Origin of the sequence: Lysinibacillus sp. NPDC093712 (genome assembly GCF_050280025.1) — a bacterium.
In the GTDB taxonomy this organism is placed as follows: domain Bacteria; phylum Bacillota; class Bacilli; order Bacillales_A; family Planococcaceae; genus Lysinibacillus.
Window position 1 is genome coordinate 35,985 of the sequence record NZ_JBNNUU010000010.1, and the last position, 16,327, is coordinate 52,311.

Consider the following 16,327-nt stretch of genomic DNA (forward strand, 5'->3'; position numbering starts at 1 on the left):
GAATACGTAATTTAATTAAATTAATCATACCAATACGTCTTTGAAATTGCAACAATTAGATTAGCATTTAATTAATTATTAATTCTAGCAAGTATATGTACGTAGCAAATATAATGGTTTTAGATGTAAAAACTATTGCAGAGTGTTAATAAAATTTGGTACAATTGTGGTGTCCTTCTAAAAAACGCTGTATTGCGTCTATACACTCTTATTTGCAGATTAGCACAAATATGTAATCCGACTACATATCTGTAGCCTCATTGCCAATAGAGCGGTATACGATCGTAACAGGGTTTATTTGAGTATATTTTTATGGACATTTAAGTAATGCTTAAAATTTTTAATTTGTTTTTATACAAATTAAAAAGCACACCACAGTTTCCGACGCTGTGAAGTGCTTGTGGTCCGAAGACCAATGATTTTTAGATAATCCACCAAAGTCCAAGGGTTACTGGTAATAACTGCTTGGGTGCAAGAAAGAAAAAATGAGAAAGGAGAAAGTATTTTAATAACTACAATCTTATATCTAACATTCTCTTTCGAGGCTGGGTGTTTAGTGTAAAGTCCATATTCTTTTAATTAAGAATATGCCTTTAAAATTGCCTTTTTTATAAATGCAATACATACTTTATTTTAACAAAGAAGCTGTTGTTTTGGCAATAGATTAAAGTCAATTAAAGTATAAGAATTTATAAAACTAGTTAATTTTCAAGAGAAACTTTTCCATAAAACTCAAACCTTGCAAATGAGATTGATTTTTTTCAGCAGGGATGTGCAATTATGACTAATACATTTATTACTAATACTGTGAAACTATTTACGGATGATAAATATAAAGAATTAATAAATACAAAAAATAATACCCCTAGATTTACTATTTCTTTTATAAGGAAATTAATAGACGAAAAATTACAAATCACACCAACTTCGTTTCGTATATTATTTAAGCTAATTTCATTTACAGATGTAACAGGTGAAATTCATGCTGGCGAAAAGCTTTCTGAAATAGAAGATACTATGGTTGTTAGAAAAGATACATTTATTCAAGCTTTAGACAGATTAATTGAGTATAATTTTATAATTTTAAAGGACGGGCATTATTTTTTAGCATCTGATTTGTTTACTTCTTATCAATCAGAATCAACAAATGATCGATTTACATATTTTGATAATTATGCAGTTTTACAAAACGATGCTTTGATGGGCCAATTAACTTTAAATGATATGCGCTTATTACTTCACATGTACGCTAATCGGAGTCCCCATATGTATTCTAGAACTCGGATTACGAACTTATATAAGAATAAGTTTCTTAAAAGTAGCAAAGGTTTGGAAATCTTTGAATGCTTACAAGATCTTGTGAAATCATTATCTAAGTTGGCATATTTAGAGCTAATTGAACTAAAACTGTCTTATAGCACAAAATACTGTACCCTTTTAAAACATCAAAATAAACTAACAGAGCAGTTAGCGCTTATGGTACAACCTGATATGTCAATTGCTCAAATTGAATCAATCATATTAAGCTATTATGAAAGAGATATAAGAAAAAAATTAGGACATAATACAAGTTCATATTATTTAATTGATTATCGGATGCCTAAAACTCTTTATGATAGTAAAATGCAAAACCAAGCTAACTTTGCAGAGTTACGCTTACTTTGTGATGCCTATAACATAAGTTTTGATGAAATCAGAGATAGTGAACAGCTAGGATATGTTGTTGGTAATAAAAATATACTTTATAAATTAGCTGGAGACATAGGAAGTTTAATATATAAACAAGCTATAAACGATTTATTTAATGATCACAAGGAAAGAGTATCTTCTTTTGTTGTGCAGAAAAAATTAGCAAACGTTTTAGTCGATTTTTATATACTTCCTAAAATTGAGAAATTAATTATTAACTTCTCAACTAGTGCAACTATAGATAAATCTACATTAGATTACTTAGGGTATTTTTATCTCAATAAAGCTGCAGATGAACGTTTAATGCTTTTTGTTTTAGAAAACGAGGAATCTTTTAACGTAATGTTAAAAGGTAAGTTGACTAGTCTTAATAGTCTTTGTGAACAAGCTAACTATCTATGGCAGAAATCATATAGTACTGATATGCAAAACATTGCTCAAAATAAGATTTTACTATTTGACGATTACAAATTACTTGTAAAAGATGTTTTCAAAAATCAAATACTTTACGATACTAGAATGGTTCAGGTTCATTTAGATAATAGATTTCTGCTCCAACTTAAAATGCAGGAAAAAGAAGTTGTAGAGGAAAAAGTCAAGCGCTTTAATTTTGCAGCTAAATCACTAAAGAATGCTTATAAGATGTCTATATTAAAGCAAGAATTAAGTAGTTTGGAAGATTCATTTTCAAACTATGCCGATACTTTAATAAATGATTTACATGACAAAATATTTGTGCATTCCGATGAAACACCAATGTCTGTTGAAGAAATTTATGATTTAACTGATAAAGAAATACGTGATTTATTTAATTCACGTAGGCCAAAGATTCACATATGGGCTAATGAATATATACAAAAGATAGTTAATCCACCAACCGAAAGTAAAAAAGTTCCATTCTACAATTGGTTGGAAGAACGTGATTAATTTTTAAAAAATACGTACATATTTTCGGCTACTTCTGAGGTAAAAGGAGTGGCCAATTTGTCATGACTAAATTTAATAATTAAAAGAAATTAAATTTCCCTGTTACTAATTAGTTGAAACGGGTATTTTTTTTCTTTTTTCCTTGTAAAAAAATACCACATTGTTACCACTATAGATATTGCATATACCTCGTTATAATAAAAAAAGCTGTTGTAGAGTGGAAATTATACCTTGAATAATAGAATTAAATATTTTCTAAATTTTGTTAATTAAGCTTGAACCGTTGATATATCCGACTTTTAAAGCATATAAATCTAATAATTATATTTCTCTAATTACTCTGTTCTTTATTCTTTTTCATTTATTCTGTTGTTTATTCTGATATTTAATTAATATTTATTATTTAAATTAATTTGATTGATTTAAAAAGAGGAATTAAGGAAAGTTGTACTATATAATATGAATAATTGGTATTTAAGAAGAATTCACATTTTTTAGAAGGGAGTGTTTAAATATGCCTTATGGATATGAAAAATATAATCTCGAAAATAATGATAAAAGTGAAAGTACTTTAAAATTTGAGATAATAGTAATTAAACAATTTTTAACATTTGTTTCTATAAAATATAAGAAGTCAAAGGAGCCTCATGAATTTACTCCTGAAGATGTAAGAGAGTTTTTAACTGTAGAAAATGAAAATTGGACAGACCATACTATATATCGTAAACAAGGGCATTTAAAACGCTTCTTCGACTATCTATGGAAAACTGGACAAATTTCATATGATTTTATGGAAAAATTTGATTACTTTGCAAATCAAAAAGAAAAACATAAAAAATTTAAATATATTCAATCAGAGATCAACTATACTTATGAAACTATGCTTGAATATAAAAGCAAAATATTGACGTCTGATTTGGCTGATAACTCCAAGCTTTTAGCAGTATTATATATGAAGGGCATCCAACTAATAGACATGTATAATTTAACAATAGATAATTTTGATACTTCTCAGTTAGATGTAATTGAACTAAAATATGTTTCTAAATTTAATGTCATGACAAGAATACCATTCGATGACCCTGTTGATATCGAGATTTTACGCCAGGCAATAGAAGTAGCTATATTTAGGGGAACCGATTATTTAATTAGCGTACGTTCCAAACAAGTAGCTGGAGAATATGTTCAGACAAAGCCTATTTCATCAAGAACTTATATAAATTATATTAACGATTTTATAGGTATTCCTTTTCGTTCAGATGAAATTAGAGTTACTTATGTACAGTATTTATCAGAACAAGGGAAATCAGTGAGTGATATTAGTGAATTAATAGGACGTACTGAAAGTAGCGTTATACATTTATTACAATCTGCTAAAGAAAGAATAAGCAGTTTAAAGGGAAATAACACAAATTTACTTGAAAATATCTAGCTATAGCAGTTATGATTAGTAAGAATACACTTATTTACATTATATTTTGGGAACACCCCAGATGAATTGCGAAAACATTTAATGTAGTCGCATCATTTGGGGTGTCTTTTTTTTATAAAATAAATTGAAAAGGGAAAGTGATAAATTTGAACATGTCTATTCCAACATTGAGAATGACTGAAGATTTACTTGTTGCGATTTTACTTGGTGACAGCACAATACAAAAGAAATCAGCAAAACATGAATTAAAATTCTACTTACCACCAAACAAGCAAAAGATTCTTAAAATGTATATTGAAAAGTACAAACTACAGTCACTTATATGCATAGAGGGGGTAAATGTAGAAACTGATTTCTTTATTGTCAGTAACTCTTTAGTTTTAGAAAGAATCATACGTGAGTGGTCTGATGGGACAAGCGTTATTTTCCTTGATCCTAGACTACTAAAAAACAGCACATATATGTTATGGCTATGCTTATTTGGTAGAAAGGTAAATAACCAGGTAATAATTAAACAGAATACTTTAACCTTAGATACCAAACATACTTTAATTTACTTTTTCGAAAAAACCATGAGGACCTCATTCTTGAGACTAAATGCAGAGGGGCATTTAAAAGTGCAGGCTATAGATGAGTTGTTATTAGCTTCTATAATCGATAATCGACCAAGCTATGAGTCTTTAGCGCTCCATGAATTACTAACGGATCATTCGAAGAAATCTTTTCTACAAAAGCAAGAAAAAATGAAAGAAGAAATGAGGGAATATGCTTGTTTTTAAAACCTAGATGGTTATTCATATCTTCTATAGCACTCTTATCAAGCGTTCTTCTTTTGTCAGGTTGTAGTCCAACTAAATTTATTGAAAAAGGGACCAAAGAGCAAGAAGAGAATCATGAAGAGGAAAAATCAAAGGATGAAGCGACAGACGAAAAAACTATTAAAGAATCAGAGTCAGGTACAGATTTTGAAAATGCTGCGAATGATTACAGCATGACTGATGATCAAAAAGAGGCATTGAAGAAAAGCGAGAGCAAAGATTCATTTGAAGCTGCAAAGCACAATAATTTAAATGAACGTGTTGTAGTTAAAAAAAATGTTCCTATAGTAAAAGATGTCTTTACAGATGCTGAGGAGGCTAGCCAATTTTATAGCTATGCTCTATTCATGTATTATTCATTAAATTGGGATGGTACTACTTTTTACAATACTATAAAGCAATATCTTCATAATGACTTTATAGATATGCTGCCTTCTAAAGATGAAGATAGAGTGAGAATGTACGAATCATTACAAAGAATATTTACTGAACAACTAGATAGTAAGATAGAAGAATATGAAATGACAAAACTATATGATGGGGATTCAGAAGATGAAAAAGTTTTCTTTAGGAAGTATATCCTTACAAATCGAGAGGAAGTCTTTTATAAGACCACAATAAAGAGAATAAGAAATGAAGCCTGGCAACTAACTAATGATGAACCAACAGCTGGTTATCATACAGGACAAGCGGAATTTGAACCAGCATTTATTGAAACAAAGGGGAGAGAATAAAATGAGTATTAAAGATGAATCACTAGTAGATGAGAATCTAATTTTAGCGAAAAGACAGGAAGAAGAAGTAACTAAGATACTTGAAAAGAAGTTAAAGACAGATAAAAATTTCCAGAAATTATACAAGGACTTAAATCTTTTTTACAGCAAGAAAATTATTCAGCAAGCAAAGACTACGGAGCAACGTGAAACATTCATTGAAATAATGGAAAATACCGTTACACAGCAGTTCTTTCATGGTTATTATTTAATGTCGTTATTGGATAGAGATTTACAGAATAATCCTGAAAGTCTAGAAGATTATCTACAATATTACAAGCTTCCAATGGGTATGCTCCAACGTGAGATAGGTAGCGTTATGAATAATGCCTTTTCTAAACAGGATGAAAGATGGTTTATGAACGAACCAATTAGAAAATATAATACCTATTTATTAAAAGAGCTCCCAGACATATATGAGGTGTATCAGACTATATTGAAAGAAATAGCATGCTATGGTGCATTTATATTTATGACTGATCAAGAAATCTATTCTCCTCCTGAGGAAGATAAGGATGTTGATATTTTCCTTTTAGGGTATCCCTATGATATCAAGTTCGTAAATCCACAAGTATATATAAAACCCTCATTTTACTCTGAGGAACATGAGATTTGGGATGTATTTAAAATGGGAGAGGGTCGAACTGAAGAGAAGTGGGTAGGTACTATCCATATTTCAGCAATACCTATAGGAGAGGAAGGGGAAGTACATGTCGTATTAAACTTTAGTTTATCTGTAGACATACGACTGGATGAAAGAAATTTAATTATATATAATTTGTATCACTCATTGCCAGATACTATAACAAAAGATGCTGAGGTCCGAGTATATACGGTGAATGATGTTGATATAGTAACTATTCCAAAAGTAAGTCAATAAAAAATGAAACCCACAAGATAAAAAATAAATATCTTGTGGGTTTTTATTATTCAAATGCTGCAGTCCGCATGTAACCTTTTTTAGCATGAAAGACTGTCTTATGATTTTCTATACATCTATCTTCGAGTATTTCACTCATATACATCATTACGGCATGCGCAGCCATTTTATTGACTATTAATCTTTGAGGGTCACTAGCTGTTAAATCACTACAGCTAACTTCACTAGGCTTTATAGTGTCAGTGGTAGCCAAGACATCAGGATATACTTCACACAAAGGTGGTTGTATAATCTTTTTGCCCATTTTTATACCACAAACAATTTGTCCAGTCCAGCCGCTCTCACGATATAGCGATAATTCCTCATCAGACCATTCATTTAAAGGCCTATTCTGCCAATCTTGAGGCACGCTAACACTTTCATTACCACTATCAATATAAATACAGCTAGGAAGCTCTAAAAAGGCTTTATGAAGCTGCTGCCTAGTGTATACGTTGTCCACACTTCCAATAAGAATCGGGACAAGGCGAACATCATAATGTAATGCACCATTACCAGTATATAAGTATTCAGTCGAAAACAAATTAGTAATTTCGCTTACAGTCTCAACATATTTGTCTGTATAGGTTGCAATATTTAAATTATAAGCTGTTGCATATCGTTCTGCTAAAACTTCAGCTTTTTTTTCACCAATTTCTTCTTCTAAAAAAAGTTGGTTTTTTAGATTCTTATTTTCTATGACATCTGGGTCAACAAGAACATAACTATGAGGACAATTTAAAGTCCCTAGCATTTGTGCAAGATGTTGAACAATATATCCACCAGTACCTCCAGTTCCTATTTGAACAATATAAGGATAAATATTTTCCCAATTTCTATATTGATTTTCTGTTTTATCTAATAAATTATACATCTTATCCTCCTAAATATTATTAATAATTAAATTCTTCATCTTATAATCCGAAGGTAACCCCTTAAAAGTAACAGTGGTCTTGTCATCAACAAATACATCTGATAATTCACATTGCACATGTTGCTCTATATCGCCAATGGTCTGAAAAGTCCTAATATAAATTTCAGGCAAATAGCTTTTATGAAAGGTACCAACGATGATATAAAACATTCCAGGCTTTCTTTCGCTCTGATTATCAATATTAGAAGGAAGTGGTCTTAATACGTGGTGCGAGTGAATTTCACATGCTAATTGTACAAAATGACCATTCTTTTCTAATTGCTGTATTTCAAAATATCCTGTTTCCTCATTTGATATAACCAAATGATAAGAGACTGTTTGTTTGGGTATATGGAGTAGAAATGAGTCGGTGTCAAAGTTGTAATAAAATTCACCTCGAACCTCTAATTTATGTTCAGCATAGACTCTAGCAAGATTGATAAATTCTAGTAACAATTTGAATGGTATTTTGGATGGAAAAATAAAAGAAGTGGAGTCGTCGAAAGACGATTCCACTTTAATTTTAACTTCACTAGAACAACCCTTTTTCTTAGCGATTGTAACTGGAATTATAAAATTCTTATCCTTCCCAATGTATTTCATTTCAGTGTAATCTTTAACTAGCTCTGGAAACTCTTTTTCCATACGTTGACGAACCATTTCTCCATCGATCTTTTTAAATTCGAAAGTATAATCTTTCTTCTTTTTCTTGATACCGTTAGTTATTTCATCTAATGTGAAATAATTTGTAATGGGTATCAATTCTCTGAAGTAGCGAATAATTGTGTCTTGGTTGATATCAAAGTCATCTGCTTTAGTCTTTAGTGGGTTGCTATTTGAGTTTTCCTTTTTTAATTTTTCATTGGCTTCTGCTTTTTCAACTTGTGCATCTAATTGAGCTGATAACTCTTCAAATGTTGTAGGTGGCTCCTTAGCTGTAGAAGATGAACTACAGTTGTTAGAAACACTATTATCTGAAATTATCATTACTTCATATTTTAAATCTTGAACAGATTCACCAGTCTTTTCTTTATTTATTTCATCTTCAACTACAATTTTAGAAGTAGTGGAGCTATTAACATCTGTGATATCTATTGTATTTTCAGTTTCTTGGTTTGGTATAATTGAAGAGTCATCTTCCTTTTCGTTAAACATCGAAAATAAATCATCAAATTGAGTAGTCATATATATTTTTCCTCCAAAATATTAATTATTGTGTTTTGTATCTTTCTCAGTAAAATAGTTGCTCTCCTAAAATATCTGACAGCTTTTTATTTGTTGGTAATAACCAATTATCATCAAAATGGTTTATTTTATTGTCAGCAATATGCTGAATAAACTCTTTAAATAATCCATTTCTTTTACCTAAAGTTGTTTTATCCTCAAATTGGTGGTCTATCATCATACCGTAGTCTTCATTGAATGGTGCAACAGTAAATTGAGTAAAAAAACGTTCGGATGCTGCCACTGAATCAACGGTAAAGGTATTTGCTCCCCAACAGACTTTTCCGCTCTCTTTTGACACATTAGGATATGGAAAGTAATAAAGCTCCGTGTTTTCATCAATAACTGAATGGGAGTCCATGATAGCAAATATATTAGTCTCTATAATCCGACGTTTCATTGAGTTTTGAACAGGACGGAGTGCTAATTGTAAAATCATTTTTGGGAAAGGAATTTCATATAGTTCTTCTTCTGTACGATAACAAATAAACCAGGTAGATTTATCAATCACCATTGTTAACCGTTCATAAGTACCTTTTTCTGAGTAACTGAAAGAAAGTGTGTTACGGGGTAGTAGTGGAGTTCTTCTCTCGTTTGAATAGTTGGGATTGTCTGTAGATGCTGATTCAACAGGACCAGATGTTAAAGCATTAACAACTGATTCAATTGTTAGCATTACTGTTTGATTTTTAGTCCCATTATCATATATTTTTTGACCAATTATTGGATAGTCAGTGTTAACTGGATTATCAGATATTTCTAATAGCCATTTCATCGGTTTTTACCTTCAACTTCAATAATTCTCTTACTCTTCAGTAAAAACTCTACTAGATTCTCCATGTTGTTACTGTAGTGAAAATCTTCATCGATAATGATGCAAAAACAATCTTTATTAACTCCTTCAGCAAGAATAAACTCTTCCATAAATCTGTTGTTCGGTTTTTTAAGATTTATAAAATATGGATTATGTTTAGTCGAGCCTTCAATAAAAATCATATATGATGAATAAATAAGTTCTTCAATGAATTTAATATAAGCAGTTTCTTTATTTCTTGTATTAATAGGGTGGTCGTGCAAGTGTTGTAAATCAACTCTGTTAGTATATGAAAGGCAATCATTTAAAAAAGCAGAATAATCATCATCATCTTTATTAGAGTAAGGATGGAATACTTTCACATCTTCGAATAATTCGTTAATTATATCGATACAGATATCAAGTGGATAAATAGTTCCAAAAGCTCCATTATAATCGCTAGTATGAATATCTGAATTTTTGAAAATAGAAACATCTCCTTTGTGGTCAAAATACATTTTCATTATTTGTAATATATTTAGTGTCTTCTCGAATGTGTAGTACTCTTCTGTATGAATTATCATTTTATTCCTCCTACAAAAACTGGCGTTTTCGTTTTATTTTCATTACTTCTGAAGCGTTTAATAATTTAATAACGTTACACGTAGTAGACATAGCGTATAGTGGTGAACTCGGTAAAATGTTAAATTCATCACTATCTTCTATATAGTCAAAATCGTCACCAAAATTTTCTATTACTCTATTAATATCCTTATAACTGAACAAGCTAAAATCAATATCGCTAACAGTTATCTGGTGATATAAAATATGGTAAATATAGTTTTCGCCGCATCTTAAAACATCATTTTTTTTACTGCATTTCTCTATATTTTTGTTGAAGAGATTGAAATCTAACACTCTTATAATCCTCCTACATTAGTAGTTAAATAAAATTAATAAGAACGAATAGGTAATATTAACTGTATTTGTTCATCGTAGTTATTTACATCTTCATAAACGTTAGATACTAAAAAAGGGCGTAGAGGTTCTACAACTTTAAGCATTACTTTTTCAGTACTAATAGTTTTTAAGGATTCTAATAGATACTCTGCACTACAACTAAAAGTGAATTTATCCTCTGTTTGACAATCAAATACTGTTAACTCTTGTTGAACCTTACTGATACCTCCTGGAACATTAGAGCTAATTGTTATACTGCCGGATTTATATTCAAGCTTACATACTGTATCTTTTTTTATAGTTTTTATGAGCTCTACTACCCCTACTAATTCAGTTGTTTGTAGTGTGAAAAAACTAGTTGTTTGTGGAATTAATTTTGATGTTGCTGGATAAGTACCTTCCAACAGACGACAGTACATAATCGTTTTTTTATTTCCACTGACAAAAGCTATTTGATTTTTATAACAAAATACTCCAATTTCTGTATTCCCATTAAAGCTTTTTACTGCTTGAACCAAGCTTGCACCTGCAGGAACCATTACAACCGTATTTTCATTCGTCTCGTAATTTTTAGTCTTACATTGAGCTAACCGATGTGAATCCGTCGCTACCGAACTAAAAATACAGTCACCGTTTGAAGAAGGTGTAAACTCTAGTTTTACTCCTTGTAGTATTGGGCGAGTATCACTTGTTGCCACTGCATATACCGTATCTTCAATGAATGATTTAAAAACAGAATAAGGAAGTTGAAAAGTATTAATGGGCTTCTGGTTAGTCATTATATTAGGGAAATCTTCGGCACTCATTGCTTGAAAATCTAATTGAGTTTTTTTCTGCTTCACAGTTATTTGACTACTACTAATAGATAGTGAGAAATCAATAACACCAGTCTTTAGTTTTCTTGTCATTGAAAACAATGTACGTGGAAATACTGCTCGGCCAATAACCTCAACACATACATCCTCAGATAAATTAACACGTTCTAACATAGATTCATCGCCATTTGAAACAATAAAATCAATATGACTTTCCTTTACTTCAACAAGTACTCCTTCAAGAATAGGGATTGTTACTGTACTTGATAGTAATCTACCGAATTTTGTACAGACAGAATCTAAAACGCTCTTAGTTACTTGGAATTTCATAATTATTTCCTCCGATTGTTAAGTTTTTTGATAAAAGAAAAAGGACTAAAATAGTCCTTTTTGTCATTAACCTCTTATGCCATTTGTTGTTCTTGTAACCCGTTGCGAATACTGTCAAAGATATATCTGATACCACTATCATCTAATCGACCAATTAACTGATTATAGTTTGCAATGTGATCTTTTAGATAATGGCTAGCATATCCCAGTTGGTGCTCGATAGGGAGTCTAAATTGCTCCGTACAGACCATAACATACATTTTTACAGGATGAAGTATTTCATATAATCTCTGTAACTGTTCTTTATTAGCACTATTTAATGCCATAGGGGGACAGTTAATATATCTGAATATATTCGCTGAGCGTTCTGGATTTATGTTAAGTACTTTCATGCATTCAAGAATCTCCTGTTGCATTTGCTGAAGTGATAACTCCACGGGTGTCTTTCTATCTCTTTGTTTAGTGGAATTCGTAATCTGAGGATTGTTAGTAGGAGTTTGATTCATAGGTTGTGAAGAATTGTTTTGTTGCTGATTTAATAAAGGTCGATAATAAAAGCCTTTAATATATTCTTCTTTTCCATTGACCTTATATTTTCCACCAATGCGTTCACAGTCACCTTTTAGTCTCTCATTATTAATTGGAACCCAATACTGAGGTAATGAATAAAGAAATCTTCCGATACCAAATTGTACAGCTGCTCTCTTTAAAGCATCTGAATATCCACCTTTAACTGATTCAAACTGCGTTGCTTCAGCTGCATCACAACGTGAAATCCACATGTTATTGTGATAAATGGAGATAGTACATTCGATAGCAGGTTTATTAAATATAGAAAGCTCTCGATATTTAGTCTCCCAATTTAGACCACAAACTTTATCCAATCTGGATTGAATAGCCCTAGCTTGTACATAAGGTACTATTAAAGCACTTAGACGACCACTATTGTCTCTAGTAACTGTTTGCACCTTCCATTCAATTTCGTTGTCTTGCATTGGCTCTGCTAGCTTTTCTAAAATCTCCGTTTCTGTCATACTTGATCACCTGTTCCTCAAAGATTTAACTATTTGTTTGCAAATAAAAAAGCCTTTGAGGAAGAATTGTTGTCAAACAGGCAGAATACACCTGTTGTTCAATTCAACCACAAAGGCTGTTAATAGTAGTAGTTACCGCACGAAGAAGAGTGTGCAAAAAAAGTAAACAAATAGTTATGTTAACATTATAACCTAATTCTTTAATAAATAAAATACAAAATAAAGTAAATATGATAAGATAAACATAACAGCAAAACATTACAATATTAAAAGAATATATTTGAAGCAAACACTGCTCACATGAATGACTACTGAAATGGTCTTATTCATGTGAGTTTTTTTATGTAATACTTTTAAAGGAGAACAAATTGATGAATAATAAAATATTACTGTTTACAGATGAGAATGGTATATCAATAGATTCTACCTCAATGCAGGAATTAAGAACGTATCTTAATGATAGTATAATAGGAACTGATTTCGGTTTATCATATGTAACAATGGCAATGGAATGGACGAAAAAAATTAATCCAGAGTATATTGGTTACGTATTTTTATTAAATGCTGCTGAACAGCAAATTCAAACAGCATTATTCAGTTGTCCCAACTTAGATGCAATATATAGTCTGTATTATGAAGGAACGAATCAATGGAATCATGAGGTTTTTGAAATTGATGAAGGTGAGGTTATTAATAACAGTGAACATAGTGGTCTACCAAGACTAGATTTTTTGAGACATAGCGAAAAGGTAGATGGTGATCTTCCTTTACCAATTGCAGATAACCTCAATTTAGACAGCAGCTTAGAAACGATTCCTTCTAAGAATATAAATTCCCATATCTTAAATGATCCTATTCCTGAAAAAGAACAAATGCAGGAAGATATTAAAGATAACGAATTTAACCAGGCATTAAAAGAAGATTTACAGAGTGATACAAATGATACTAATCATTTCAAAGAAGATTTGCAGACCTCTAAATTGTCCAATGAAGAAATTAACGAAAAACCTAAAGATGATGTGAATTATAAGAGAACAAGAACCATCCAAAAACAGTTGTTTTCAAGGCAGGAATGGCAGTCACATAAAACAATTGGTATTTGGTCACCGATACATCAAACTGGTGTAACTACTTTTGTTATTAATTTTGCGTTATATTTAGCGAAACATAGAATATACACTGGAGTGCTTGAAGGATTAACAAGCAACCACATTATAAAATATTGGTTAAATCGATACACAAAGATTCCTGATGGGTGGGTTAGTTATGCTAAGGTCATTCATGAAGAGATTGAGCCAAATCTTGCCAATTGGACGTATGGTAATGTGTTGTTTTTGCCATTAAATGACGGTGACATTGATCAAGAATGGACAAGCGACACCCTAGAGTCCTATATAAAGATGCCGAGCTTATTAGATATCATATTAGTCGATTTACCAACAGGTGAGATGAACAACCATACTGTAGATTCGCTTATGTATTTAAGTGAATTATGGATTTTAGTGGATGATTCTTTTCATGAAATTATTGCTTGGAAAGAGTATATTCAGCAATTAAATGAAATTACAAACATACCAATTCGGCTGATTTTCAATAAAAAATACGAGTTTTCTCAAGTCAAACGTTTAGAAAAAGAATTAGATTACCCTCTAATTACTTCCATTCCGGCCTTACATGAAGAAGTAAAAAGAAATTACTATCAAACAAAGCCTTTGGTTTATATTGATTCTGTTTACGAAGAACTACATCCAGGATTCAACCAACTAAAAGAATATCTATTTGGAAATGAAGTATTATACTCTAAAGTACCTAACGTACAAGTTCCAAATTTTTTAAGTAAGGTAAAAAATAAGTTGAAAAAATACTTTATGGATTCTTATTGAAGATTTGTTATATATAATGATATGATACATTTATATATTATTTAATTCTTTTTTGCAGGCAACAATTGATGCTCTTGCGCGATTTTACCACGATAAAGTCTTTGGGACTTGATGAAAATACACTACCAATGTGTCCATTTTCTCATTCCAAAGGCTTTTTTTATTTATTAAAAATGGGGTGAAGGAATGAAGTTAAATGCTAATACTGTTAGAAAAGCTTTGATAAACAACCAAATTGTAATAAGCAAATACGTACAAGGAAAGATTGATAAGAGAGGGTATTCAAAAAGAGATTTAATAAAATGTATTTGGACCGGTGAAATAACTAACAATCAAGTATGTGCAGGTAAGCTAAGAGTTGTATTGGAAGGCTTAGATGCCCATGATAACGCGGTTGTTTGTATTATCGGTATGAATGAAAAGGATTCGAAACAGTTGAAAATATTTAATCTGTTTCCACCAATATCAGAGGATTATAAAAGAGTCATATAAAGGAGAAAGGGAGGAATTAAAATGGTATACAGAAAAACAAAAATAGATGGTTGGTTTGAATTACAACGTACAATATGCCCGATTTGCGGTAAATCAGGTGGCTGCATGATTCATAAAGATGGAAATAAAGTTGCTTGTATCCGTGAAAGAAGTGAAATTCAATTCGGAAAAAATAGCTGTCAATCTTGGCTACATCAACTAAAAAACGGAGCAAAAGTGAATGTGAGTGAGAATGTTGCTCAAACTAAGTCTAGAAAAAAGTTTCCCGTTCATATATTGCATGGTTTCTTCTCTAAATTAGTGAGCGACACTACAACAACAATTTCACCAAAACATAAACTGCATCTAAATGGTGAGAGACAAATATCAGACAATACGATTACTAACCGGCAATATCGTAGTTTTCCACAACAACCGCGGGTAACTGCAAAAAATGTATTAGGTCAATTTGAAGAGAGACTTACTGATCATAATCTGACAATGGGGATACCTGGTTTCTATATGAATAATGAAGGTTGGACAATCAATGGACAATCAGGCATATTAATCCCATATCGTAATGAATATAATTTCATTACTGGTTTTCAAATTAGAGTGGATGAGCTAAAAAATTTTGTTGAAACTGACCAAATTAATTATCCAAATCTAAAAGCTTATGTAAAAAAACAACCTAATTTTGTTCAAATACAAATTAATGGGCAAAATTATTGGGAAGGCGAATTAGCTCAAGGAAAAAAAGAAACAATTGTTGATGAGAATGGTGAAATATTAGGGACTGTTAAATTAGCAAAAGGTCAACGTTATTACTGGTTAAGCTCACCGAATAAAAAATATGGTACCGCAGCTGGTGATCCAGTTCCAATTCATGTTGCTATTCCGAGTAATCAACTTAAAAAATGGAATATGGCCATTGAAGAAGATTTGAAAAATCCAAACATTGATAGCTACTCTACGTTAAGAAAAGCTGATTCTGTTTGGCTTACAGAAGGCGCTTTAAAGGCAGATATAGCTATTGATCGAATTGTAGAGGCATTTTCAAATGTTATAGAAGAAGTCGGTGATACTATGCTGGCTACACCTGGTATTAATTCGTGGAGAAGTCTTTTACCAATGTTGAAAAATATGGGCGTAAAACGTGTAAATCTAGCATACGATATGGATGCAATAGAGAATGAGTCTGTTAATCAATATTTTCATGACATGGTGAAGGAATTTAAGATGCAAGGGTATGAGGTATATGTTGCAGCATGGTCATTGAAGAACGGTAAGGGAATTGATGATTGCTTATTAAATAACTATCTGCCTCAATTAAGAAAGTTGTAACA

Annotated in this window: 15 protein-coding genes; 8 read left to right on the forward strand and 7 right to left on the reverse strand. The window is 31.2% G+C overall.

Annotation, left to right across the window (positions count from 1 at the left end):
- Positions 1-780: 780 nt before the first annotated feature.
- From ACQKNX_RS22555 to ACQKNX_RS22575, 5 genes are all read left to right on the forward strand, one after another.
- Positions 781-2,616, forward strand: coding sequence for a hypothetical protein (locus ACQKNX_RS22555; RefSeq protein ID WP_427430785.1), 1,836 nt, complete (start codon positions 781-783; stop codon positions 2,614-2,616).
- Between the two features lie 514 nt (positions 2,617-3,130).
- Positions 3,131-4,048, forward strand: coding sequence for a hypothetical protein (locus tag ACQKNX_RS22560; protein WP_427430786.1), 918 nt, complete (start codon positions 3,131-3,133; stop codon positions 4,046-4,048).
- Positions 4,049-4,200: 152 nt separating this feature from the next.
- Positions 4,201-4,827 carry a hypothetical protein gene (locus ACQKNX_RS22565; protein WP_427430787.1) on the forward strand — a complete coding sequence of 209 codons (627 nt, stop codon included), beginning with the start codon at positions 4,201-4,203 and terminating at the stop codon, positions 4,825-4,827.
- The gene (locus ACQKNX_RS22570; protein ID WP_427430788.1) at positions 4,818-5,600 is read left to right on the forward strand and encodes a hypothetical protein; all 783 of its coding nucleotides are present in this window, start codon (positions 4,818-4,820) and stop codon (positions 5,598-5,600) included. The genes ACQKNX_RS22565 and ACQKNX_RS22570 overlap by 10 nt, the downstream gene beginning before the upstream one ends.
- 1 nt (position 5,601) lies before the next feature.
- The gene (locus ACQKNX_RS22575; RefSeq protein WP_427430789.1) at positions 5,602-6,519 is read left to right on the forward strand and encodes a hypothetical protein; all 918 of its coding nucleotides are present in this window, start codon (positions 5,602-5,604) and stop codon (positions 6,517-6,519) included.
- Between the two features lie 46 nt (positions 6,520-6,565).
- Here ACQKNX_RS22575 and ACQKNX_RS22580 read toward each other — a convergent pair whose 3' ends face one another.
- The 7 genes from ACQKNX_RS22580 to ACQKNX_RS22610 all read right to left on the reverse strand — a co-directional run bounded on the left by ACQKNX_RS22580 (position 6,566) and on the right by ACQKNX_RS22610 (position 12,627).
- A complete protein-coding gene (locus ACQKNX_RS22580; protein WP_427430790.1) occupies positions 6,566-7,432 on the reverse strand; it encodes a ThiF family adenylyltransferase in 867 nt (288 codons plus the stop codon).
- Between the two features lie 9 nt (positions 7,433-7,441).
- A complete protein-coding gene (locus ACQKNX_RS22585; RefSeq protein WP_427430791.1) occupies positions 7,442-8,656 on the reverse strand; it encodes a hypothetical protein in 1,215 nt (404 codons plus the stop codon).
- A 46-nt stretch (positions 8,657-8,702) separates the two neighbouring features.
- A complete protein-coding gene (locus ACQKNX_RS22590; RefSeq protein ID WP_427430792.1) occupies positions 8,703-9,470 on the reverse strand; it encodes a hypothetical protein in 768 nt (255 codons plus the stop codon).
- Positions 9,467-10,072: a hypothetical protein gene (locus ACQKNX_RS22595; protein ID WP_427430793.1), complete on the reverse strand. Its 606-nt coding sequence runs from the start codon at positions 10,070-10,072 to the stop codon at positions 9,467-9,469. Before ACQKNX_RS22595 ends, ACQKNX_RS22590 begins: the two co-directional genes overlap by 4 nt.
- A 10-nt stretch (positions 10,073-10,082) precedes the next feature.
- Entirely contained in the window at positions 10,083-10,406 is a 324-nt protein-coding gene (locus ACQKNX_RS22600) for a hypothetical protein (protein ID WP_427430794.1), read from the reverse strand.
- A gap of 35 nt (positions 10,407-10,441) precedes the next feature.
- Positions 10,442-11,593 (reverse strand): DNA polymerase III subunit beta, encoded by a 1,152-nt coding sequence (gene dnaN / locus ACQKNX_RS22605; protein ID WP_427430795.1) that lies wholly within the window; start codon positions 11,591-11,593, stop codon positions 10,442-10,444.
- Positions 11,594-11,667: 74 nt separating this feature from the next.
- Positions 11,668-12,627, reverse strand: a complete 960-nt coding sequence (locus ACQKNX_RS22610) for a Rad52/Rad22 family DNA repair protein (RefSeq protein WP_427430796.1) — start codon at positions 12,625-12,627, stop codon at positions 11,668-11,670.
- A gap of 371 nt (positions 12,628-12,998) precedes the next feature.
- Between ACQKNX_RS22610 and ACQKNX_RS22615 the strand changes: the two genes are divergently transcribed.
- The 3 genes from ACQKNX_RS22615 (at position 12,999) to ACQKNX_RS22625 (ending at position 16,325) form a co-directional block, all read left to right on the forward strand.
- Positions 12,999-14,510, forward strand: coding sequence for a hypothetical protein (locus ACQKNX_RS22615; protein WP_427430797.1), 1,512 nt, complete (start codon positions 12,999-13,001; stop codon positions 14,508-14,510).
- A gap of 186 nt (positions 14,511-14,696) precedes the next feature.
- Positions 14,697-15,002: a hypothetical protein gene (locus ACQKNX_RS22620; protein ID WP_427430798.1), complete on the forward strand. Its 306-nt coding sequence runs from the start codon at positions 14,697-14,699 to the stop codon at positions 15,000-15,002.
- A gap of 21 nt (positions 15,003-15,023) precedes the next feature.
- Complete coding sequence (locus ACQKNX_RS22625) at positions 15,024-16,325, forward strand: DUF3854 domain-containing protein (protein WP_427430799.1); 1,302 nt, start codon at positions 15,024-15,026, stop codon at positions 16,323-16,325.
- Positions 16,326-16,327: the final 2 nt, after the last annotated feature.

Excerpts from the sequence above, each read along its gene's own strand:
- ACQKNX_RS22555 (WP_427430785.1), top strand. The coding sequence starts at position 781 with ATGACTAATACATTTATTACTAATACTGTGAAACTATTTACGGATGAT.
- ACQKNX_RS22560 (WP_427430786.1), top strand. The coding sequence starts at position 3,131 with ATGCCTTATGGATATGAAAAATATAATCTCGAAAATAATGATAAAAGT.
- ACQKNX_RS22565 (WP_427430787.1), top strand. The coding sequence starts at position 4,201 with ATGTCTATTCCAACATTGAGAATGACTGAAGATTTACTTGTTGCGATT.
- ACQKNX_RS22575 (WP_427430789.1), top strand. The coding sequence starts at position 5,602 with ATGAGTATTAAAGATGAATCACTAGTAGATGAGAATCTAATTTTAGCG.
- ACQKNX_RS22580 (WP_427430790.1), bottom strand. The coding sequence starts at position 7,432 with ATGTATAATTTATTAGATAAAACAGAAAATCAATATAGAAATTGGGAA.
- ACQKNX_RS22585 (WP_427430791.1), bottom strand. The coding sequence starts at position 8,656 with ATGACTACTCAATTTGATGATTTATTTTCGATGTTTAACGAAAAGGAA.
- ACQKNX_RS22590 (WP_427430792.1), bottom strand. The coding sequence starts at position 9,470 with ATGAAATGGCTATTAGAAATATCTGATAATCCAGTTAACACTGACTAT.
- ACQKNX_RS22595 (WP_427430793.1), bottom strand. The coding sequence starts at position 10,072 with ATGATAATTCATACAGAAGAGTACTACACATTCGAGAAGACACTAAAT.
- dnaN (WP_427430795.1), bottom strand. The coding sequence starts at position 11,593 with ATGAAATTCCAAGTAACTAAGAGCGTTTTAGATTCTGTCTGTACAAAA.
- ACQKNX_RS22610 (WP_427430796.1), bottom strand. The coding sequence starts at position 12,627 with ATGACAGAAACGGAGATTTTAGAAAAGCTAGCAGAGCCAATGCAAGAC.
- ACQKNX_RS22615 (WP_427430797.1), top strand. The coding sequence starts at position 12,999 with ATGAATAATAAAATATTACTGTTTACAGATGAGAATGGTATATCAATA.
- ACQKNX_RS22620 (WP_427430798.1), top strand. The coding sequence starts at position 14,697 with ATGAAGTTAAATGCTAATACTGTTAGAAAAGCTTTGATAAACAACCAA.
- ACQKNX_RS22625 (WP_427430799.1), top strand. The coding sequence starts at position 15,024 with ATGGTATACAGAAAAACAAAAATAGATGGTTGGTTTGAATTACAACGT.